The organism is Brachybacterium sp. AOP24-D1-21, from assembly GCF_052378665.1.
Classification (GTDB): Bacteria; Actinomycetota; Actinomycetes; order Actinomycetales; family Dermabacteraceae; genus Brachybacterium.
This window is the reverse complement of sequence record NZ_JBQSXX010000002.1, coordinates 659,582-679,153: the sequence shown is the minus strand read 5'-3', so window position 1 is coordinate 679,153 and position 19,572 is coordinate 659,582. Positions and strand designations below refer to the sequence as shown.

20 protein-coding genes are annotated in these 19,572 nt (G+C 70.3%); 10 read left to right on the top strand and 10 right to left on the bottom strand.

What is annotated here, in order from left to right:
• The first annotated feature begins 6 nt into the window (after window positions 1-6).
• The 3 genes from ACT3UF_RS17780 (at window position 7) to ACT3UF_RS17770 (ending at window position 3,164) form a co-directional block, all read left to right on the top strand.
• Entirely contained in the window at window positions 7-408 is a 402-nt protein-coding gene (locus tag ACT3UF_RS17780) for a hypothetical protein (RefSeq protein WP_441444586.1), read from the top strand.
• Window positions 409-515: 107 nt separating this feature from the next.
• Window positions 516-2,411 (top strand): DNA helicase RecQ, encoded by a 1,896-nt coding sequence (gene recQ / locus ACT3UF_RS17775; protein WP_442332683.1) that lies wholly within the window; start codon window positions 516-518, stop codon window positions 2,409-2,411.
• 84 nt (window positions 2,412-2,495) lie between these two features.
• Window positions 2,496-3,164, top strand: a complete 669-nt coding sequence (locus tag ACT3UF_RS17770) for a (deoxy)nucleoside triphosphate pyrophosphohydrolase (RefSeq protein ID WP_444608451.1) — start codon at window positions 2,496-2,498, stop codon at window positions 3,162-3,164.
• 41 nt (window positions 3,165-3,205) lie between these two features.
• Here the strand turns inward: ACT3UF_RS17770 and ACT3UF_RS17765 are convergent, their stop codons facing one another.
• From ACT3UF_RS17765 to ACT3UF_RS17745, 5 genes are all read right to left on the bottom strand, one after another.
• On the bottom strand, window positions 3,206-4,903 hold the full coding sequence (locus ACT3UF_RS17765; protein WP_444592338.1) for an ABC transporter ATP-binding protein: 1,698 nt from the start codon (window positions 4,901-4,903) through the stop codon (window positions 3,206-3,208).
• The gene (locus tag ACT3UF_RS17760) at window positions 4,900-5,943 is read right to left on the bottom strand and encodes an ABC transporter permease (protein ID WP_444592337.1); all 1,044 of its coding nucleotides are present in this window, start codon (window positions 5,941-5,943) and stop codon (window positions 4,900-4,902) included. Before ACT3UF_RS17760 ends, ACT3UF_RS17765 begins: the two co-directional genes overlap by 4 nt.
• A gap of 18 nt (window positions 5,944-5,961) precedes the next feature.
• Window positions 5,962-7,047, bottom strand: coding sequence for an ABC transporter permease (locus ACT3UF_RS17755; protein WP_444592336.1), 1,086 nt, complete (start codon window positions 7,045-7,047; stop codon window positions 5,962-5,964).
• Window positions 7,044-8,693, bottom strand: a complete 1,650-nt coding sequence (locus ACT3UF_RS17750) for an ABC transporter substrate-binding protein (RefSeq protein ID WP_444592335.1) — start codon at window positions 8,691-8,693, stop codon at window positions 7,044-7,046. Before ACT3UF_RS17750 ends, ACT3UF_RS17755 begins: the two co-directional genes overlap by 4 nt.
• Before the next feature lie 182 nt (window positions 8,694-8,875).
• Window positions 8,876-9,838 (bottom strand): squalene cyclase, encoded by a 963-nt coding sequence (locus ACT3UF_RS17745; RefSeq protein ID WP_442332186.1) that lies wholly within the window; start codon window positions 9,836-9,838, stop codon window positions 8,876-8,878.
• Window positions 9,839-9,899: 61 nt separating this feature from the next.
• Here ACT3UF_RS17745 and ACT3UF_RS17740 point away from each other — a divergent pair, with 61 nt between their 5' ends.
• Window positions 9,900-11,066, top strand: coding sequence for a benzoate/H(+) symporter BenE family transporter (locus tag ACT3UF_RS17740; RefSeq protein ID WP_442332185.1), 1,167 nt, complete (start codon window positions 9,900-9,902; stop codon window positions 11,064-11,066).
• 12 nt (window positions 11,067-11,078) lie between these two features.
• Here ACT3UF_RS17740 and ACT3UF_RS17735 read toward each other — a convergent pair whose 3' ends face one another.
• From ACT3UF_RS17735 to ACT3UF_RS17720, 4 genes are all read right to left on the bottom strand, one after another.
• Window positions 11,079-11,453: a DoxX family protein gene (locus tag ACT3UF_RS17735; RefSeq protein WP_345079460.1), complete on the bottom strand. Its 375-nt coding sequence runs from the start codon at window positions 11,451-11,453 to the stop codon at window positions 11,079-11,081.
• Between the two features lie 80 nt (window positions 11,454-11,533).
• Window positions 11,534-12,571 (bottom strand): NYN domain-containing protein, encoded by a 1,038-nt coding sequence (locus ACT3UF_RS17730; protein WP_442332184.1) that lies wholly within the window; start codon window positions 12,569-12,571, stop codon window positions 11,534-11,536.
• A 38-nt stretch (window positions 12,572-12,609) separates the two neighbouring features.
• The gene (locus tag ACT3UF_RS17725) at window positions 12,610-12,960 is read right to left on the bottom strand and encodes a cupin domain-containing protein (RefSeq protein WP_442332183.1); all 351 of its coding nucleotides are present in this window, start codon (window positions 12,958-12,960) and stop codon (window positions 12,610-12,612) included.
• A gap of 9 nt (window positions 12,961-12,969) precedes the next feature.
• Window positions 12,970-13,878 carry a LysR substrate-binding domain-containing protein gene (locus ACT3UF_RS17720; RefSeq protein ID WP_345079451.1) on the bottom strand — a complete coding sequence of 303 codons (909 nt, stop codon included), beginning with the start codon at window positions 13,876-13,878 and terminating at the stop codon, window positions 12,970-12,972.
• 71 nt (window positions 13,879-13,949) lie between these two features.
• Here ACT3UF_RS17720 and ACT3UF_RS17715 point away from each other — a divergent pair, with 71 nt between their 5' ends.
• The 6 genes from ACT3UF_RS17715 to ACT3UF_RS17690 are packed head-to-tail and all read left to right on the top strand — an operon-like array spanning window position 13,950 to window position 18,584.
• Window positions 13,950-14,963, top strand: a complete 1,014-nt coding sequence (locus ACT3UF_RS17715; protein ID WP_442332182.1) for a YeiH family protein — start codon at window positions 13,950-13,952, stop codon at window positions 14,961-14,963.
• A gap of 40 nt (window positions 14,964-15,003) precedes the next feature.
• Window positions 15,004-15,396, top strand: coding sequence for a TOBE domain-containing protein (locus tag ACT3UF_RS17710; RefSeq protein ID WP_442332181.1), 393 nt, complete (start codon window positions 15,004-15,006; stop codon window positions 15,394-15,396).
• On the top strand, window positions 15,393-16,166 hold the full coding sequence (modA, locus tag ACT3UF_RS17705) for a molybdate ABC transporter substrate-binding protein (protein ID WP_444599430.1): 774 nt from the start codon (window positions 15,393-15,395) through the stop codon (window positions 16,164-16,166). The genes ACT3UF_RS17710 and modA overlap by 4 nt, the downstream gene beginning before the upstream one ends.
• Window positions 16,163-16,933: an ABC transporter permease gene (locus ACT3UF_RS17700; protein WP_442332179.1), complete on the top strand. Its 771-nt coding sequence runs from the start codon at window positions 16,163-16,165 to the stop codon at window positions 16,931-16,933. Before modA ends, ACT3UF_RS17700 begins: the two co-directional genes overlap by 4 nt.
• Window positions 16,930-17,940, top strand: coding sequence for a sulfate/molybdate ABC transporter ATP-binding protein (locus ACT3UF_RS17695; RefSeq protein ID WP_442332178.1), 1,011 nt, complete (start codon window positions 16,930-16,932; stop codon window positions 17,938-17,940). Before ACT3UF_RS17700 ends, ACT3UF_RS17695 begins: the two co-directional genes overlap by 4 nt.
• Window positions 17,937-18,584, top strand: coding sequence for an endonuclease III domain-containing protein (locus ACT3UF_RS17690; RefSeq protein ID WP_442332177.1), 648 nt, complete (start codon window positions 17,937-17,939; stop codon window positions 18,582-18,584). The genes ACT3UF_RS17695 and ACT3UF_RS17690 overlap by 4 nt, the downstream gene beginning before the upstream one ends.
• Here ACT3UF_RS17690 and ACT3UF_RS17685 read toward each other — a convergent pair.
• Entirely contained in the window at window positions 18,536-19,570 is a 1,035-nt protein-coding gene (locus ACT3UF_RS17685; RefSeq protein WP_444502262.1) for a LacI family DNA-binding transcriptional regulator, read from the bottom strand. The two genes, ACT3UF_RS17690 and ACT3UF_RS17685, sit on opposite strands and share 49 nt — an antisense overlap.
• Window positions 19,571-19,572: the final 2 nt, after the last annotated feature.

Here is a 19,572-nt window from a genome sequence, read left to right as displayed (position 1 = left end):
CACCCCATGCCCTTCCTGCTGGTGGGTCTCGGCAACGCGCTGATCTGGGGGCCGTTGTCGCTGACGGCGACCCGCAACTTACCTCCGTCGCAGGCCGGAGCGGGATCCGGGGTGTACAACGAGACCCGCCAGGTCGGTTCGGTGCTGGGAGCGGCGGGGATCGCGACCGTCATGAGCGACCGCATCACCGTGCGCTTCAGCGAAGTTGTCGGGGGTGATCCTGGGGCGGCGATGTCCTCCGGAGGTGGCTCCTCGAGCGCAGACCTGCCACCGCTCCTGCTGGAGCCCTTCGCCTCTGCCATGGCGGACGCGATGCTGCTTCCGGTGATGCTGTCGCTGGTGGGCGTGCTCGTGTCCTTCGCGATCGGCAAGCCGGTGGATTCAGGGGCGTGGGAAGAAGACGCCTGAGCAAGCCGTTGCGCGGACGTACCTGGTCAGCGTTCAGGAGGTGCGGCTGTCCACAGGCGCTGCGCCTGGGTCACCGCCCCGCGGCCCACCCGAATACAGTGGCGGTCATGACCTCTTCGCGCGCCGCCGATCCGCTCTCCGCACTCCGTGAGGGTGAAGCCGGGCAGGGGGACGCAGCGCTGGAGATCCTCTCGACCGTCTTCGGCTATGACTCCTTCCGCGGCGATCAGGCCGCGATCATCGAGCAGGTCGCCCGCGGTGGGGACGCGGTGGTGCTGATGCCCACCGGTGGCGGCAAGTCGCTGTGCTACCAGATCCCCTCACTGCTGCGCGAGGGAACCGGCATCGTGGTCTCGCCGCTGATCGCGCTGATGAGCGACCAGGTCGCGGCGCTCGAGGCCGTCGGACTCCGCGCCGCCTACCTGAACTCGACCCTGGACTTCCATGAGGCGCAGGCGGTCGAGCAGCAGCTGCTGGCCGGTGAGCTGGACCTGCTGTACATGGCGCCCGAGCGACTGGTCCTCCCCCGCACCCAGGAGCTGCTGCACCGAGCCCGGCTGGCTTTGTTCGCGATCGACGAAGCGCACTGCGTCTCGCAGTGGGGGCACGATTTCCGTCCCGACTACCTGGGACTGTCGGTGCTCGCCCAGACCTTCCCCGCCGTGCCGCGGATCGCGCTGACCGCGACCGCCACCGAGGCCACCCATCGCGAGCTCACCGAGCGGCTGCAGATGCAGGAGGCGGAGCACTTCGTCTCCAGCTTCGACCGTCCCAACATCCAGTACCGCATCGAGCCCAAGGCCTCGCCCCGCGAGCAGCTGCTGCGGCTGATCACCACCGAGCACGAAGGCGAATCCGGCATCGTGTACTGCCTGTCCCGCAAGAGCGTGGAGCAGACCGCCGAGGCGCTGGTCGCGCGGGGCATCCCGGCGCTGCCGTATCACGCGGGTCTCGATGCGGCGGTGCGCCAGGACCACCAGGAGCGGTTCCTGCGCGCCGATGGCCTGATCATCGTGGCGACCATCGCCTTCGGGATGGGCATCGACAAGCCCGACGTCCGCTTCGTCGCCCATCTCGACCTGCCCAAGTCGATCGAGGGCTACTACCAGGAGACCGGCCGTGCGGGCCGCGACGGGCAGCCCTCCACCGCCTGGATGGCCTACGGCCTGGGCGATGTCGTCAGCCAGCGCAAGTTCATCGACACCGGAGAGAGCAGCGAGCTCTTCAAGCGCAATGCCCGTTCCCACCTGGACGCGATGCTCGCCCTGTGCGAGACGGTCTCCTGTCGCCGCGTGCAGTTGTTGAGCTACTTCGGCCAGGAGGCGGATTTCGAGGCCTGCGGGAACTGCGACACCTGCCTGAACCCGCCGCAGACCTGGGACGCCACCGTCGCCGCGCAGAAGCTGCTCTCGGCACTGATCCGGCTGGACCGTGAGCGGGGCCAGAAGTTCGGCTCCGGGCAGGTCGTCGAAGTGCTGCTGGGACGGGAGAACGAGCGCTCCGGCCAGTCCCGCCACCAGGAGCTGAGTGTCTGGGGCATCGGCGGCGAGCTCAGCGAGAAGGAATGGCGCACAGTCATCCGCCAGCTCCTGGCCCGCGGCATCGTGGAGGCCGAGGGCGAGTACGGGGTGCTGGTCCCCGGGCCCCAGGCCGGCCCGGTGCTGCGCAGCGAGGTCTCCGTCGAGCTCGCGGTGGACCGCACCCCGAAGCGCCCCGCACGCGGAGGCGGCCGACGCACTGCCGGCGCCTCCCGTGCGGCCGACAGCCTCGAGCCGGCGCAGCGGGAACGCTTCGAGGCGCTGCGCACCTGGCGCACCGCCGTGGCCACGGCGAAGCAGATCCCGCCCTACATGGTGTTCTCCGACGCCACCCTGGTGGGGATCATCGACGCCCGCCCGGAGTCGGTCTCTCAGCTCGGAGCGGTCAGCGGCGTCGGCGCGAAGAAGCTCGCCGAGTACGGGGAGGACGTGCTGGGCGCGCTGACGGGGCCTGCGGCGGACTGAACGAGCGGGTTGAACGGGCTGGTTGAACGGGCTGGTTGAACGGGCTGGGCTCCGAACGTCGCACCTCCGCGGGAGACTGTCCCCATGAGCTACGAATGGGTGCGCGGCACCTGCCCGCGCTGCGGCACCGACCAGGTGCTCCACCACGAGATCGGCATGCCGATGCTCGAGGCCTACGAGTCCTCCCCGTCATGGGTGATCTGGGAAGGATGCACGGGCCTGGGCCCGGACCGGGAGTGCCAGGACTGCGGGCACGCCTGGCAGTCCGGCGACGTCGGCTTCGCCGAGGAGCCCGAGCCCTGGTATGACTCGCGCACGGACGAGGAGCATCCCGGCGCTCCCGCGCCGCTGCGCGTGGTCGGTGCGGTGATCGTGCGTGGCGACCAGATCCTCGCCGCCCGTCGCGCACCGGGCAGGAGCGCGGCAGGCCTCTGGGAGTTCCCCGGCGGGAAGGTCGAGCCGGGCGAATCCCCGCAGCAGGCCCTGCGCCGGGAGGTGCGGGAGGAGATGGGCGTCGAGGTGGAGATCGGGTGGCTGATCGGCCGTGGTGAGGCTGACGCCGGTGACCGCGACCTCCACCTGGACTGCTATTGGGCGCGTCTGGAGGCGATGGAGCCCGTCAGCAGCACCGATCATGACCGGTGGGAGTGGGTGGACCGTACCCGTCTGCAGGGCCGCGACTGGGCGGGCCCCGACGTGCCGATCGTGGAAGTCATCGTCGGCGGGGCCGTGCCGCGGTTCCAGACCGGCTGAACCCGCAGCCCGACCGCGAGCTCACCCGAGCGTGCCCGGAATCATCCGAGCGTGCCCCGCCCCCACTGCGCCTGGAACGCCGCGCGCCGCTTCTCCTGTTCGATCGGATCCGGCACCGGCAGCGAGGCGATGAGCTTGCGCGTGTACTCGTGGGAAGGTCGCTGCAGCACGTCCGGGCCGTGGCCGTCCTCGACCAGGTCCCCGCGGAAGAGCACCCCGATGCGATGGGCGAGGGAGTCCACCACCGCGAGGTCGTGGCTGATGAACAGCGCGGCGAAGCCCAGCCTCGCCTGCAGCTCGCGGAACAGGTCCAGCACCGTCGCCTGCACCGAGACATCCAGCGCGCTGGTCGGCTCGTCGGCGATCAGCAGCTCGGGCTCGAGCACCAGGGCGCGGGCCAGGGAGATGCGCTGGCGCTGGCCGCCGGAGAGCTCATGGGGATAGCGCTCGGCGTAGGCGCCCGGCAGCTCGACCGCCTCCAGCAGCGAGCGCACCCGGGTGCCGCGCTCGGTGGGGCTCAGCTGCTGCTCGTGCACGATCAGCGGTTCGGCGATGCACTGCTCGATGGTCAGGTGCGGGTTGAAGGAGGTCGCCGGGTCCTGGAAGACGAACCCGATCCGTCGGCGCAGGGGTTTGAAGGACTTCTCCCGCATCCCGTTCATCTCGTGCCCCAGCACGGAAAGGCTGCCGCCGGTGGTGCGCTCGAGACCCGCGATCGCGCGGCCGATGGTGGTCTTGCCGGAGCCGGACTCCCCCACCAGGCCGTACACCTCACCGGCGCGGATCTGGAAATCCACGCCCTTGACCGCGCGGAAGGCGGGCTTGCCCATCCGTCCCGGATACTCGATGACGAGGTCCTTCGCGACCACCACCGGCTCCGCGGCCTCGATCGTCTGCTGCTGCTCGGTGCTCAGCGCGGTCCAGGCCGAGTTCCGGCCCAGGTGCGGCACCGCGGCGAGCAGCTTCTGCGTGTACTCCTCGCGGGGGTTCGCGAACAGCTCCTTGACCCCGGCCCGTTCGATGATCCGCCCGTGGTGCATCACGGCGACGGAGTCGGCGAGATCCGCGACCACGCCCATGTTGTGGGTGATCACGATGATCGAGGTGCCGTGGCTCTCGCGGATGTCTCGCAGCAGGCCGAGGATCTCGGCCTGCACGGTGACGTCCAGGGCGGTGGTGGGCTCATCCGCGACGATCAGCTCGGCGCCCAGTGCGAGCGCCATCGCGATCATGATGCGCTGCTTCTGCCCGCCGGAGAACTCGTGAGGGTAGCGGTCGATCCGCTCGGCTGCGTCCGGGATCCCCACTGATTCGAGCGCGCGGACCGCTTCGGCGCGGATCTCCTTCCTGGTGATCTTCGGGCGGTGCGCGCGCAGCCCCTCGCCGAGCTGCCACCAGATGGGGAAGACCGGGTTCAGGGCGCTGCTGGGCTCCTGGAAGATCATTGAGACGTCCTCGCCGCGCAGGGCGCGCATGCGCGCGGCGGACAGTCCCACCAGATCGGTGCCCGAGACGATCACGGCGCCGGAGGACTCCGCCGTCTCGGGGAGCAGCCCCAGCACGGCGCGCGCCGTCACGGACTTCCCCGACCCGGACTCGCCGACGATCGCGAGGATCTCCCCGGGGGCGACCTCGAGGCTCACCCCGTCGACCGCGTGGACGTCCCCGGCGTCGGTCGCGAAGCGGACATCGAGATCCTGGATCGCCAGGCGCGGATCCTGGTTCTGCGTGGCGGTCATGCCGTCACCTGCTTCTGCACATTCCTGCGCTGCTTGCGGCGGCGGCGGCGGGTGCGCAGGCGCGGGTCGTTGAGGTCGTTGATGGACTCGCCCACGAGGGTCACACCGAGCACAGCCAGGGCGATCGCGATGCCCGGGAACATCCCGGTCCACCAGATCCCGCTGGTCGCATCGGCCATCGCACGGTTGAGGTCATAGCCCCACTCGGAGGCACTGGTGGGCTCGATCCCGAAGCCCAGGAACCCCAGCGCCGCCAGGGTGAGGATCGACTCCGAGGCGTTCAGCGTGAAGATCAGCGGCAGGGTACGGGTGGCGTTGCGCAGCAGGTGCGTGCCCATGATGCGGCGGTGCCCGGTGCCCACCACCTTCGCGGCCTCGACGAACGGCTCGGCCTTCAGCCGCACCACCTCGGCGCGGATCACCCGGAAGTACTGCGGGATGAACACCACGGTGATGGAGATCGCGGCGGCCGCGATCCCGCCCCAGGCGTTGGACTGCCCGCCGGAGATCACGATGGACATGACGATCGCGAGCAGCAGGGAGGGGAAGGCGTAGACCGCGTCGGCCACCATCACCAGCAGCCGGTCCAGCCAGCCTCCGACATATCCGGAGAGCAGCCCCAGGGCGACTCCGATGAACAGGGAGGCGGCGACCGCACAGGCCATCACCGCGACCGCGGTGCGGGTCCCCCAGATCACCCTCGAGAGCACATCGAAACCGGTGACGGTGGTGCCCAGCGGATGCGCGGCCGACGGCGGCTGCTGGGTGCCGAAGCGGGTCCCGTCGACTCCGGTCTCGGCGAAGCCGTAGGGCGCGAGCAGCGGGGCGAACAGGGCGGTGAGCAGCAGGATGCCGACCAGCACGGTGCCGGTGAGCAGCATGCCGCGCTGCAGGCCGACGCTGCTGCGCAGGTGGCTGATGATCGGCAGTCGCAGGTACCAGGGGGTCCCCCGTCGGGCGGCGACGGCGCCTGCCTCAGCGGCCAGGGCGGTCGCGGCCGGATCACCCTCGCCGACGGGTTCGGGGTTCGAGAGCGTCATCGCAGTTCCTCACTCATCTCAGTACCTCACTCGCGGGTCGATGAGCGCGGCGATCACGTCGACCACGAAGTTCGAGACCGCGACGATCACGGCGAGCAGCATGACGATCCCCTGCACGGCGACGTAGTCGCGGGCCTTCATGTACTCGGCGAGCATGTAGCCCAGGCCGTTCCACTCGAAGGTGGTCTCGGTGAGCACCGCACCGCCGAGCATCAGCGCGACCTGCATGCCCATCACGGTGATGATCGGGATCAGCGCCGGTCGCAGCGCATGCCGGGTGGTCAGCCGGCTCTCGGCCACACCGCGGGAGCGCGCCGATTCGATGTACTGCATCTCCTGGGTGCCGATCATGTTCGTGCGCACCAGGCGCAGGAAGATGCCGCCGGTGAGGATGCCGAGCGCCACGGCCGGCAGGATCGCGTGCCGGACCACATCGCCCAGCAGCTCCATGTCACCCAGTCGCAGCGCGTCCAGCAGGTAGAGCGGAGTGGGGTTCAGGATCTTGCTCATGGTGATCTGCCCGCCGGTGGACAGCCTCCCGGCCACCGGCAGCCAGCCCAGTCCCACGGAGAACACGAGCTTCAGCAGCAGACCCACGAAGAACACGGGAGTGGCATAGCCGAGGATCGCGATGATCCGCAGCACCGCGTCGGGCCAGCGGTCCCGGGTGCGGGCCGCGACCATCCCCAGCGGCACGCCCAGCAGCAGCGCCACCACGAGGGCGTACATGACCAGCTCAAGGGTGGCCGCCCCATAGGTGGTCAGCACCTCGGAGACCGGGGTGTTGTCGGAATAGGTGGTGCCGAAGTCTCCGCGCAGCACCCCGCCGAGATAGTCGAAGTACTGCACGATCAGCGGCCGGTCATATCCGGCCGCTGCACGGCGCTCGGCGAGCTGTGCGGGGGTGAGGCGTCCGCCCAGGGCCGCCGTGAGCGGGTCCCCGGTGATCCTCATCAGGAAGAACACCATCGTCATCAGGATGAAGATGGTGGGGATGATGAGGAGGAAGCGGACCAGGATGTAGCGGCCGAGACCGCCCCCCGACCCTCGCCTGCGCGGGTGCCGGGGGGCCTCGTCGACCTCGGTCTCGAGGGCGGTGCTCACTTCGAGATCGGCGAGATGCGGAACTTGAAGGAGGAGTCCAGTGTGACGCCCTGGACCGTTGCGGTCGAGACCGCGATCTGGGCGCCCTGCAGCAGCGGCAGGGTCGAGATCTCCTCGGCCACGAGGTCCTGGATCTCCACGAACAGCGCCTCGCGCTCCGCCGGGTCCTGGGTGCCGCGCTGGGTCGAGATGAGCTCGTCGACCTTCGGGTTCGTGTAGTGGTTGACCAGGAAGTTCTCCGTGGCGAAGAAGGGCGAGAGATAGTTGTCGGCATCCGAGTAGTCCGGGAACCAGCCCAGCTGGTACGCCGGATAGACGTCGGTGGTGCGGTCCTTGGAGTACTGGACCCATTCCGTGGACTGGAGGTCGACGGCGAACAGGCCGTCGGCCTCGAGCTGGTTCTTCACCGCGGCGTATTCGTCGCCCGACGACGCACCGTAGTGGTCCGGGTTGTACTGGAGGCTGAGCTGCACCGGGATCTCGACGCCCGCGTCCTCGAGCCGCTTCCGGGCGCGATCGGCGTCGGGGCCGCCCGCGCCGTCGCCGTAGAGGTCCTGGAACTGGGTGCCGGAGCCCGGCAGCCCCTCGGGGATGTACGAGTACAGCGGGGTGTAGGTGCCGTTGTAGACGGTCTCCGAGATCGCGGTGCGGTCCAGCAGATCCGCGACGGCTTGGCGGACGGCCTTAGCCTTGACCGGGTCAGGATCCTCGGTCGCCTCCCCGTAGGGGTTGGTCTTGAAATTGAACACGATGTAGCGGATCTCGCCGCCGGGGCCCTCATGGACGGTGACGGCATCGTCAGACTGGAGGTCGGCGATGTCGGTGGCGGACAGCGAGCGCCACACGCAGTCGATGTTGCCCTCCTGGATGTCCAGCTTCATGTTGTTCTGGTCCGCGTAGTACGACATCACCACGCTCGAGGTGGCGGGGGCGCCGAACAGGCCCTTGTAGTCCGCGAAGGCCTCGAAGGTGACCAGCTCGTTGATCTTCCAGCTGGTGATCTTGTACGGGCCGGAGAAGGCTTCGGCGGCGACGATCTCGTTGTCCGGCAGCGCGGCGTCGGCGGGGAACACCTCGGCATCGACGATCGGCCCCACGGGGCTGGTCAGCACATACGGGAAGGTCTGGTCATTGGGTTCCTTGAGATGGAACTCGACGGTGAGATCGTCGATGATCTCGACCTTCTCAAGGTTTCCCAGCAGGCTCGAGGGGCCGTTGGGGTCTGCGATCGCGAGCTGACGGTCGAAGCTGTGCTTGACGTCCTCGGTGGTCAGCTCGTTGCCGTTGGCGAAGGTGAGGCCTTCCTGGAGCTTCACGGTGAAGACCGTGTCGCTGGTGAACTCCGCGGTCTCCGCGAGGTCGGGCTCGGGCCTGCCGTCCTCCGAGCCGATCGAGGTGTTCAGCAGGTAGGAGTAGCACTGGGTCCACACCGTCGAGGAGCCGTTGTCATATGCGGCCGCCGGATCCAGGGCGGTGACCTTGTCGGTGGTGCCGACGGTCAGCTCCCCGCCGCCGCCACCTGCGTCGGAGCCGCCGGAGCCGCCGCCGTCCTCGGTGGTCTTGGCGCAGGCGGTCAGCAGCACGGGAACACCGGCCATCGACAGCAGCACGGCGCGGCGCCTGGGGGTGAATGCGGCATCGAACATCGGATCCTCCTGGGGGTGAGGGAGGCGCCGCGCGGGTCACGGCGTCGTGGACGGGGGCCATCACATGTGACGTGGGGCACCACCGGATCTCTGCAACCTAACAGCGTCCCGCCGCGGCACCTACCTCCCCGCCCGGCATGGCGTCCCCCGTGACTGAACCGTGACAACCGTGACCGGGGCGCTCAGGCGTCGTTCCACCACCGCAGCACCCGCAGCCCCTGCAGGGTCAGCCAGGGCGAGGGATCGCCGACGGGCACGTCGACCTCGAACCACACCGCCCCGGGCAGCGCGTGCTGCTGCAGCCAGGTGCCGTCGGGCTGCTGAGCATCCTGGACCAGCTCTGCCGCCTCCAGCATCCGCGGATCGCGGCGCCCGGCGAGCCGGAAGTGCTCCAGGGCGCGCAGGGCGGAGTAGATGTGCCGCGGCGGGTAGAGGAAGTGGTCCACCCAGGGGCCGACGAGCTCACCCGTCGTGCGCCGCCGGGTGAGGTTCCGCTCGAGCAGGTACTCCTCCCCGGCCGCCCGCGCTGCGCGGGTCGCCTCGGTGCCGCCGGTGGCCTGCTCGTGGAGCAGCAGGGCCCGCAGGGCGTTGAGCGTGGAGTGGAAGCTCGCGCGTCGCGAGCCGTTCTCCGCTTCGCAGTTCCATCCGCCCTCCTCCATCTGATGGGAGACGAACCAGCTCACGAGCGGCTCGACGTCGGCGCCGAGCCACAGGCCGTTGGCGAGGGTCATCGCGTTGATGCAGACATCCGACTCGCCTCCCCAGTACGGCAGGGTCGGGTCGTGCTCCCAGCGGGCGTGCTCGGCGAGCCTCGTCGCGGTGCCCCGTGCACGCAGCGGCGCGGCGTCCATGCCCCATTCGCGCAGGGTGGTGAGCGACCAGGTGGTCGCGGTCCACGGCTGGCCGGGCAGGTCCTGATTCGCGGGATCGTCGAAGAAGCCGGCGGGGAAGAATGCGCCGCCGGCCCACATCCCGGTGGCCGGGTCCTGGTGGGCGAGCAGCGCGGCGCCGAACCCCTCCTGGGAGATGCGGGCACGGGTGGCCTGCCAGGTCTCCTCCGGGGCATCGAGCAGATCGCGCTGGACCTGCCAGCGCAGAGCGGGATCGGTGTCCAGGAGCCAGGGGATGACGTCATCGGGGGTCATCACCCGATCCTCCTCGCGAACAGCCGCGCGGACAACCCCGCGCCCGGCCTAGGGTGCGCCCATGCTCCGTCCTCTCACCGCCGGGATCGTGTCCGGCCTGGTCGCCTTCACCAGCTCCTTCGTGGTGGTGCTGACCGGGCTGCACGGGGTGGGCGCCTCGGCGGGGCAGGCGGCCAGCGGGCTGCTCGCGGTGAGCGTCGGGATGGGGCTGGCCTCGATCCTGCTCGCCTCGTGGACCCGGCTTCCGATCACGATCGCCTGGTCGACACCGGGTGCGGCGCTGTTGGCGACCACCGGCGCGGTCGAGGGCGGCTGGCCTGCCGCAGTGGGCGCGTTCCTGCTGGTGGGCGTGCTGGTCGTGCTCACCGGGCTGGTGCGTCCGCTGGGGCGGCTGATGGCTCGCATCCCCACCTCGATCGCACAGGCGATGCTCGCCGGGGTGCTGCTGCAGCTGTGCCTCGGCCCGGTGCTCGGGGTGGCGGCGAATCCGCTCGCGGTGTTGCCGGTGGTCCTGGTCTGGGTGATCGCCCAGCGGGTCGCTCCGCGCTGGGCCTCCCCGCTCGCCTTCGTCGCCGCCGCGGTGGTGATCGGGGTGGAGATGGCTTCCTCCGGGGCGAGCCTCGCCTCGATCCCGCTGCGGCCGGTGGTCGAGCTCACCGCGCCGGTGCTGACTCTCGGCGCAGTGCTGGGGATCGCCCTGCCTCTGTATCTGGTCACGATGGCCTCGCAGAACGTGCCCGGGGTCGCGGTGATGAAGGGTCTGGGCTATGAGGTGCCGTGGCGGCGCACGATGGTGGTGACTGGGCTCGGGAGCCTCGCGACGGCTCCGGCCGGCGGGCACGGGATCAACCTGGCCGCGATCACCGCCGCGCTGGCCGCTGGTCCGGAGGCCGGCGAGGACCGGGATCGGCGCTGGATCGCGAGCGTCACCTCGGGGGTGCTGCTGGTCCTGCTCGGGCTCGGCGCCGCCGCCTGTGCGCAGCTGATCGCGCTGGCACCCGTGGGCGTGATCCCGGCGGTGGCGGGCCTGGCGCTGATCGCGACCTTCGTGGTCTCCCTGCGCGCCGCCCTCGAGGAGCGCTCCGAGCAGCTGCCGGCCGGAGTGACAGTGCTGATCGCGGCGTCGGGCATCTCCGCGGGAGGGGTCAGCGCGGCGTTCTGGGCACTGCTGGTCGGTCTCGCGCTGCGGGCCCTGCTGCGTCCGCGCAGTCGTCGACAGCACGGCTGAACGGTGCAGAGGTCATAGCGGGTAGGGGCCGAACCTCGACCAGGCCACGAACACCGAGCAGAGGGCGAGCACGATCGAGGGCAGTGCGGCGCGAGGACCGTCCCCACGCCGGATGTGCACGAGCGCGGCGAAGACCATCGTGATCGCCAGGCCCGCTGCCGCCAGCGGGACCAGAACCGTGGCGAACCCGGTCAGCGCCGGAATGATCAGACCCAGGGCTCCGAGGATCTCGAGCACGCCGATCCCACGGATCACGATCTGCGGGAAGTCCTCGACATAGGGCGTGCGGTTGATCTGCTGGTCACGCGTACCGATCAGCTTCGCGATGCCCGCCCCGAGGAACACCACGGCGAGCACGAAGGCGAGGATCCAGAGCAGCAGGTTCATGGGAGGTGCCTCCTTCGACGGGGACCTTCAGTATCCCCCTGCGACGTGGCGCGTGTCACGGTTTCGCTGCAGCAGACGGATCAGTCCTTCGCCCGGACCAGCCGCTCATGTCCGCTCTCCTCGAGCTCAGCGATGTCCGCATTGGCCTTGAGGAAGTCGTTGAAGGACTTGAAACCGATCGCCTTCTCGCTGAAGGAGGAGTCCATCCGGCGCATGTGGGACTTCACCGCGGAGGCGTGCAGCCAGTCGCTGTCCCCGCGGTCACCGAGCTGCAGAGCACGCTGCAGCAGCTGGGTCGCCGCCTCGCGAGGATCCTCGCCGGGATCCTCATCCTCCGCCTCCTCCGCGGCGTCGGCGGCCTCCTCCGCGGCGGCCTCGGCGGCGCGGGCCTTGGCATCGGCGTCGGCCGAGCGCCGGGAGCGGGTGCGCTGGCTGCCGCCCTCACCGCTGGCGGTGCCGGTGCCAGCGGCGGTGCTGGTGGTGTCACCAGAGCTCTGCGAGGCGGCGAGACTGCCTCCGCGTCGCGAGCGCGATCGCTGCGAGGCGACGGGTCGTTCCACACCCGGCAGGTTCTCGTAGGACTCGAACTCGTCGCAGGCCGCAGCCAGGGACTTCGCGGTGGAGCCCGCCACGCCCATCGCGATCACATAGCGGCCCAGGCGGCGGCAGCGCTGCGCGAGCGGGACGTAGTCGGAATCGCCGGCGACGATCACCACATGGGTGAGGTCGGGCATCAGGTAGAGGTCCTCGACCGTGTCCACGGCCAGGCGGATATCTGCGCCGTTCTTGGCATAGGCCGCGGCGGGGAAGAGCTGCACGAGGTCCACGGCGCGGGCCACCAGCTGGCTGCGGTAGATCGCATTGACCGGAGAGGACCAGTCCGCGTAGGCGCGGGTGAGCATGAGGGAGCCGAACGAAGCCGCATAGTCGATCACGGCGCCGACATCGACCGTCGCCTTCGCGAGCCGCTCGGCGATCTCGGGCTCGGTGGGGTCCTCGGCGATGCGCTGGCGGTCACGGCTGTACGCCTGCCGCCCATGCACTCGGTCGTACCAGGACATGACGATGTTGTCGAAGTCCAGATAGACGGCAACGCGGGAATCCTGTGAATCTGCCATGGGACCAGTCTGCCTGCTCTTTCAGGGTGCCTGCGACCTCAGGCGCCGCTCGGTCCACTCTGAATGCGCAGCGACTGCCGCCGGCGATGGACGGTCAGGTACTCCAGACCGTCCTCACCGGCCTGGAAGCCGCGCAGGGTGCGGCGGGGCAGCAGCGCGACATCACCCGTGCGCAGCGGCTCCTCGCCAGCCTCGGTGAGGAGGATGCCGTGACCGCGCACCACGTGGATGAGCGTGTCCACCTCCGCGCCGACATGGGCGGCGATGCTGTCGCCGGCGGGCAGACGGATCAGATTCGAGTCCAGCTCCCGCTCGGGTTCGGCGATGGACCAGACGGCGCCGCGGCGGGGCTGGTCGGACTGCTCTGCGGTGTTGGTGAGGATCGGCATGGTCCGAACCTACCCGCTGCGCCGCGAGGCGACCTCGACCAGCTCCGCGGCCGGTCCGCTGAGACGGCGCGGGCCGCTCCACACCGCAGTCAGGAGCCGGTTCAGCCGCGTGCCCGCGACCGGCACCCGGTGCAGCAGGCCGGCCTCGAGGGAGGACCGGACCGCGAGCATGCTCAGCACTGCCGGCCCCGCCCCCGAGGCCACCGCGACCCGCACCGCCGCATTGCTGCCGAGCTCCAGGACCGGAGGGGTCAGCGCCGCGTTCGGCAGCAGCTCCTCGAAGGCGTCCCGGGTACCGGAGCCGCCCTCTCGCACCACCAAAGGAGTCCGGGCGAGTTCGGCCGGGTCCAGCGGCTCCATGCCCCGCGACCGCTCGGCCCAGGGGTGCTCGGGGGCGACGACCACCACCAGTTCGTCCTCCCGCAGCGTCTTCGCGTTCACCCCGCGCGGCAGATGAGGGGTCTCCACGAAGCCCAGCTGCAGGTGCCCGTCGTGGACGCCTGCAAGCACCTGGGTGGAGTTCAGCACCTCCAGATCCACGCGCACGCGCGGGCTCAGGCGACGCAGTTCGGTGAGCCAGGCCGGCATCAGGTGCTCGGCGATCGTCATGCTCACGCCCACCCGGAGCTCTCGGGCGTCCCCATCTCGGCTGTGGCGCAGCCAGGCGGAGAATTCCTCCGCTGCCTCGAGCAGCTCCCGGGCATGGGCCGCATAGAGCAGCCCGGCCGAGGTCGGCCGGGAGCCGCGAGCGCCGCGCTCCAGCAGCGCCGTCCCGGCCTGCGCCTCGAGCTGGGCGATCATGCGGCTGGCATTGGGCTGGTGCATCTTCAGACGACGCGCACCCGCTCCGAGCCCGCCCTCGTCGACGACGGCGAGGAACAGCGCGAGGGCCTGCAGGTTCGGAAGGGCATCAGGCATATCAGAATCATATGCCGGGATCGCGAACTGCTGTCTACCGGGCGTTCACCGGAGGTGGGAAGGTGCATCTCATGTCCCTCAGCACCACATCCGCTCCCCCGCTCCAGCGTCACTCCCTCTGGCCCGGGATCGTGGTCTCCCTCGCGGTAGCGGCGGTGTCGATCCTGACGTCACAGGCGCTGCCGGGTGTGAGTGCGCTGATCATCGCGATCGTCGTCGGGATCCTGGTCGCAAATTTCACCACCCTGCCAGCCGCTCTCGCCCCGGGGATGTCCTTCGCCGCGAAGAGGCTGCTGCGGGTGGGGATCGTGCTGCTGGGTCTGCAGGTGGCGCTCGGCGATCTGCTCGCCCTCGGCGCCCCGATGCTGGCCGTGGTGGTGGTCGTGGTCACCGGCGGGACCCTCGGAACCGTGCTGATCGGCCGGGCGCTCGGGGTCGAGAAAGGGCTGACGATCCTGGTGGCCTGCGGCTTCTCGATCTGTGGGGCCGCAGCGGTGGCGGCCGCCGCGGGCGTCACGGACCCCGAGGAGAAGCACGAGCAGCGCACGATCACGGCGATCGCCCTGGTGGTGCTGTGCGGCACGCTGATGATCGCCGCGGTCCCCGCCGCCGCGGCGCTGCTGCAGCTGGAGCCCGAAACCGCCGGGCTCTGGGCAGGCGCGTCGATCCACGAGGTCGCACAGGTGGTCGCCGCCGGCGGCGCGCTCGGCGGCGCGGCGCTCACGGTCGCGGTGATCGTCAAGCTCGCCCGGGTGCTGATGCTCGCCCCCGTGATGGCCGTGCTCAGCCTGCAGCAGCGGCGCGAAGGGGCGGCCGACGGGAAGCGCCCGCCGCTGGTGCCCCTGTTCGTGCTCGGATTCCTGGCGATGGTGCTCCTGCGCTCCTTCGCCCCTCTGCCCGGCGGGTTCCTCGAGGTGGGCGCCCTGCTGCAGACCGCCCTGCTCGCCGCGGCGATGTTCGCTCTCGGCACCGGGGTGAAAGTGCGAAATCTGCTCCAGGTGGGGCCTCGCCCGCTCGCTCTCGCCGCATTGTCCACCCTGCTGGTCGCGACGCTCGCACTCGGAGGGGTGCTGCTGGCCGCTTGAGGCTCGAAAGGCCCGCATCTGCGCATGTATCATCGACTTCATGACGCAGATGCGAGTTCGTGACGCCGCGACCTTCCTCGGGGTCAGCGAGGACACGGTCCGGCGCTGGATCGAGAAGGGGACACTCGCGGCAGGCTCCGATGACGCGGGCCGGAAGGTTCTCGAGGGCACCGAGGTGGCGCGCCTGGCACGGGAGCTGGCGGTGTCCCCGGAGCTGCATGGCGCGACGACCTCCTCCGCCCGCAACCGCTTCGTGGGCCTGGTCACGAGCGTCGTGATGGACACCGTGATGGCGCAGGTCGAGCTGCAATGCGGTCCCTTCCGCGTGGTCTCCCTGATGAGCAGCGAAGCCGCCCGGGAGCTGGGCCTCGAACCCGGCACGGTGGCCACGGCCGTCGTGAAAGCGACCCAGGTCGTGGTCGAGACGCCGTGAGGATCCGCGCCCGGCTGATCGCCACAGCGGCAGGGATCGCCCTCCTCGTCGCAGGCTGCGGGAGTGCCCTCGTCTCGACCGGCGGGGCCGATCAGCCCACCACCCTGCAGGTCTTCGCCGCCGCCTCCCTCCAGGAGCCCTTCGAAGAGCTCGGCGACCAGTTCGAGTCCGAGCACGAGGAGGTCGCGGTGGAGTTCAACTTCGCCGGCTCCTCCACCCTGGTCCAGCAGATCCAGGAGGGCGCCCCGGCGGACGTCTTCGCCTCCGCGAACTCCTCGAACATGGACAAGCTCGTGGCCTCCGGACTCTCGGGCACCAACCCGGTGGACTTCACGACCAACACGCTGGTGATCGCGGTCCCGGCGGGCAACCCGGCCGGCGTGGCCGGCCTGGATTCCCTCACCGGGGACGCTCTGAACCTCGTCGTCTGTGCGCCCGAAGTCCCCTGCGGTGCGGCGACCGAAGCCATCGAGGAGGCAGCCGGGCTGGAATTCGCGCCGGTCAGCGAGGAGCAGTCCGTCACCGATGTCCTGAACAAGGTCACCAGCGGTGAGGCGGATGCGGGCCTGGTCTATGTCACCGACGCGAAGAAGGCCGGAGCAGCTGTGGCGAGCATCGAGTTCCCCGAGGCTGCGAGCGCTGTGAACATCTACCCGATCACCACGGTCAAGGACGCCGGCAGCGCGGAGCTCGGCCGGGAGTTCCTGGACCTCGTCCGGAGTGAGACCGGCCAGGAGATCCTGGCCCGATACGGGTTCGCCGCGCCATGAGATCCCTCCCCCGCTGGATGCTGATCCCGGCCCTGCTCGGCGGGCTGTTCGTGCTGCTGCCGCTGGTGTCGATGGCGCTGCGTGTGCAGTGGGGCAGCTTCGGTGAGCTGATCAGCAGCGAGTCCTCGCTCGCAGCGCTGCGGCTGAGCCTGCAGACCTCGACGATCAGCGCCGCGCTCTGCGTGCTGCTGGGCGTGCCGATGTCACTGCTGCTGGCTCGCGCTGAGTTTCGAGGGCTCTCGCTGCTGCGCTCGGTGGTGCTGATCCCGTTGGTGCTGCCGCCGGTGGTGGGCGGTATCGCGCTGCTCTACACCTTCGGCAGACAGGGCCTGCTGGGCCAGCAGCTCGAGGTGCTGGGGCTCCAGATCGCCTTCTCCACCACAGCGGTGGTGCTCGCACAGACCTTCGTGGCGCTGCCCTTCCTGGTGATCAGCCTCGAAGGTGCACTGCGCACCTCCGGCACCCGCTATGAGGTCGCGGCAGCCTCCCTCGGTGCCAGGCCCTCCCGGGTCCTGCTGCGGGTGACGCTGCCGCTCGTGGCACCGGCCCTGCTCTCCGGCACTGTGCTCTCCTTCGCGCGCGCGCTCGGCGAGTTCGGCGCCACGATCACCTTCGCAGGCTCCCTGCAGGGCACCACCCGCACGCTGCCGCTGGAGATCTACCTGCAGCGCGAGAGCGACCCCGAGGCCGCAGTGGCATTGTCCTTCGTGCTGATGATCATCGCGGTGCTGGTGATCGCGGCAGCCCGTCGGAGGGTGCCCGCATGAGCCTGTCCCTCCACGCCGTCGTCCCCGAGCGCGGGCTCGACCTCGAACTCACGGTCGCCGACGGCGAAACTCTCGCGGTGATCGGCCCGAACGGCGCCGGGAAGTCCACGGTGCTGTCCCTGATCTCCGGTGGCCTCCACCCCGCGAAGGGGCAGATCGTGCTGGACGGACGGGTGCTGACCGGCGAGGGCAGCTGGGTCCCACCCCACGCCCGCAAGGTCACCACCCTCTCCCAGGATCCGGTGCTGTTCCCCCACCTCACCGCGCTGGGGAATATCATCTTCGCGCTGCGCTCGCAGGGGGTGCCCCGGACCCGCGCCCGCCAGGGGGCCGAGCGCTGGCTCGCAGAGCTCGGCATCCCGGAGCTCGCGGACCGTCGGCCCTCACAGCTCTCCGGCGGACAGGCGCAGCGGGTCGCGATCGCTCGCGCTCTGGCCGCAGATCCCCGGCTGCTGCTGCTGGACGAGCCGATGGCCGCACTCGACATCGACGTGGCCCCGGCGCTGCGGGAGCAGCTGGGTCGCTTCCTGGCCAGGCGCACGGCGATCATCGTCACCCATGATGTGCTCGATGCGCTGACCCTCGCGGATCGGATCGCGGTGCTCGAGGATGGTCGCCTGGTCGAGCAGGGACCGACGCAGGAGCTGCTGAGCCGTCCCCGCTCCGCCTTCACCGCCCGATTCGCGGGACTGAACCTCGTCAGCGGACGCTGGGACGGCCGCGCCGTGGTCCTCGCTGACGGCGCCCGACTGCCGGCAGCTGCTGCGCACCACCCAGGCGACCAGGTCCATGCCGCCTTCCGTCCCGCCCAGGTGACGCTGGTGGAGACGGGCGGCCTCCCGCGCACTGTGCGCTCCCTCGCCCCCAGCGGAAACTTGGTGCGGGTGCGCACCGATGACCTCTCCGCAGATCTGCCCCCGCAGGAGATCGCCGCACAGCGGCTCGAGCCCGGGGTGTCCGTGCGCCTCGAGGTGCCGTCTGCGGCTGTGACAACCTATCGGGCATGATCGATCTGCGAGCCCTGCACCGCGAGCTCCGGGACCGGCACGGCCCACAGGGCTGGTGGTGGCCCGGCGAGGAGCCCTTCGAGATCGCCCTCGGCGCGGTGCTGGTCCAGCGCAGCCGCTGGGAGCAGGCCGCCTCCGCGATCGCGGCACTGCGCGGGGCGGGGCTGCTGGACGCCCCGACGCTTGCAGCGGCCGATGAGGAGACGGTGCGGGAGCTGGTCCGGCCCGCTGGCTTCCCGCGCACGAAGCCACGCCGCGTCCAGTCGCTCGCCCGCTGGTGGGCGGAGCACGCCGCGACGGCCCGGACGCTGAGCGACGAGCAGTTGCGCAGCGAGTTGCTCGGCATCGAGGGTGTCGGGGAGGAGACCGCCGATGCGCTCTCGATGTACTGCTTCGGGCGGCCCGCATTCCTCTGCGATGAATACGCCAGGCGCGTGCTGGGCGACCGCGGCGCGGAGGTGCCCGGCAGCTATCCTGCGTTCCGACGGGCCCTCGCCCCGGCGCTCTCCACCGCAGGGTTCGAGGTCTCCGAGCTCGCCGAGCTGCACGGACTGATCGTCGAGGAGGGCAAGGCCAGAGGACGGAATGCCTCCGCTCAGGTGGTCGAGCGGACCGCGAGTTCGGGACGGAGCACCACGGACTGATCGGTCTCCCGCCCGGCGATGAGGTCCAGCAGCAGCGTGGCCCCGAGCTCGGCGAGGCGCCGGCCCGGGTTCACGACGGTGGTCAGCGAGATGGTGTCGTCCGCTGCGGAGGCGATGTCGTCGAAGCCGATCACGGCAACGTCCTCCGGGACCCTCACGCCCTGCCCCTCGAGCTTCTTCAAGGCACCGAGAGCCATCAGGTCGCTGCTGGCGAAGAGCGCGTCGAAAGGCGTCTCCGATGCCAGCAGCGCGGCTGTCTCCCGTTCCCCCGAGGCGAGGGTGAAGTCTCCGAAGGAGAGCCATGCGGGCTCGATGCCGGCGTCGGCCAGCTCCTTCTCGAAGCCCTCGCGTCGATCCACCGCCGCGGGCATGTCCTGCGGACCGCAGATCATCGCGATCCGGCGGCGTCCCCGCTCGATCAGGTGCCGCGCGGCCAGGCGGCCGCCCTCGACGTTGTCGAGATCCACGAACGAGGCGGTGAGCCCCTCGGGAGGGCGGCCGATGAACACCACCGGCACCGCGGCCTCCCGGAGCACCTCGACAGAGAGGTCTCCCTCATGGTGCGAGACCACCAGCAGACCGTCGGCATGCCCGCCCCGCAGGAAGCGACGCGTGCGGGCATGATCCTCCGGGCTGGAGAGCACCAGCAGCAGCTGCTTGTCGCTCGCGTCCAGCCCGGCCGTGACGCCGGAGATGGCGCTGACGAAGAAGGGATCGGTGAACACCCGGGACTCGTGCTCGGGCACGATCAGCGCGACAGCGCCCGTCTGCCGGCTGGCGAGGCTGCGCGCGGCGTTGTTGGGCACATAGCCCAGAGCGCGCACGGCCTCCTCGACCTTCGAGACCTTGTCCCGACGCACCTGCACGTCCCCGCGCACCACTCGGGACACGGTGGCCCGCGAGACTCCCGCGACCCGTGCCACATCCTCCAGAGTTGCGCCGCGGCCGTTCGCCGAGGTCTCCTCGAGCCCGTCGAGAATCGCCATGG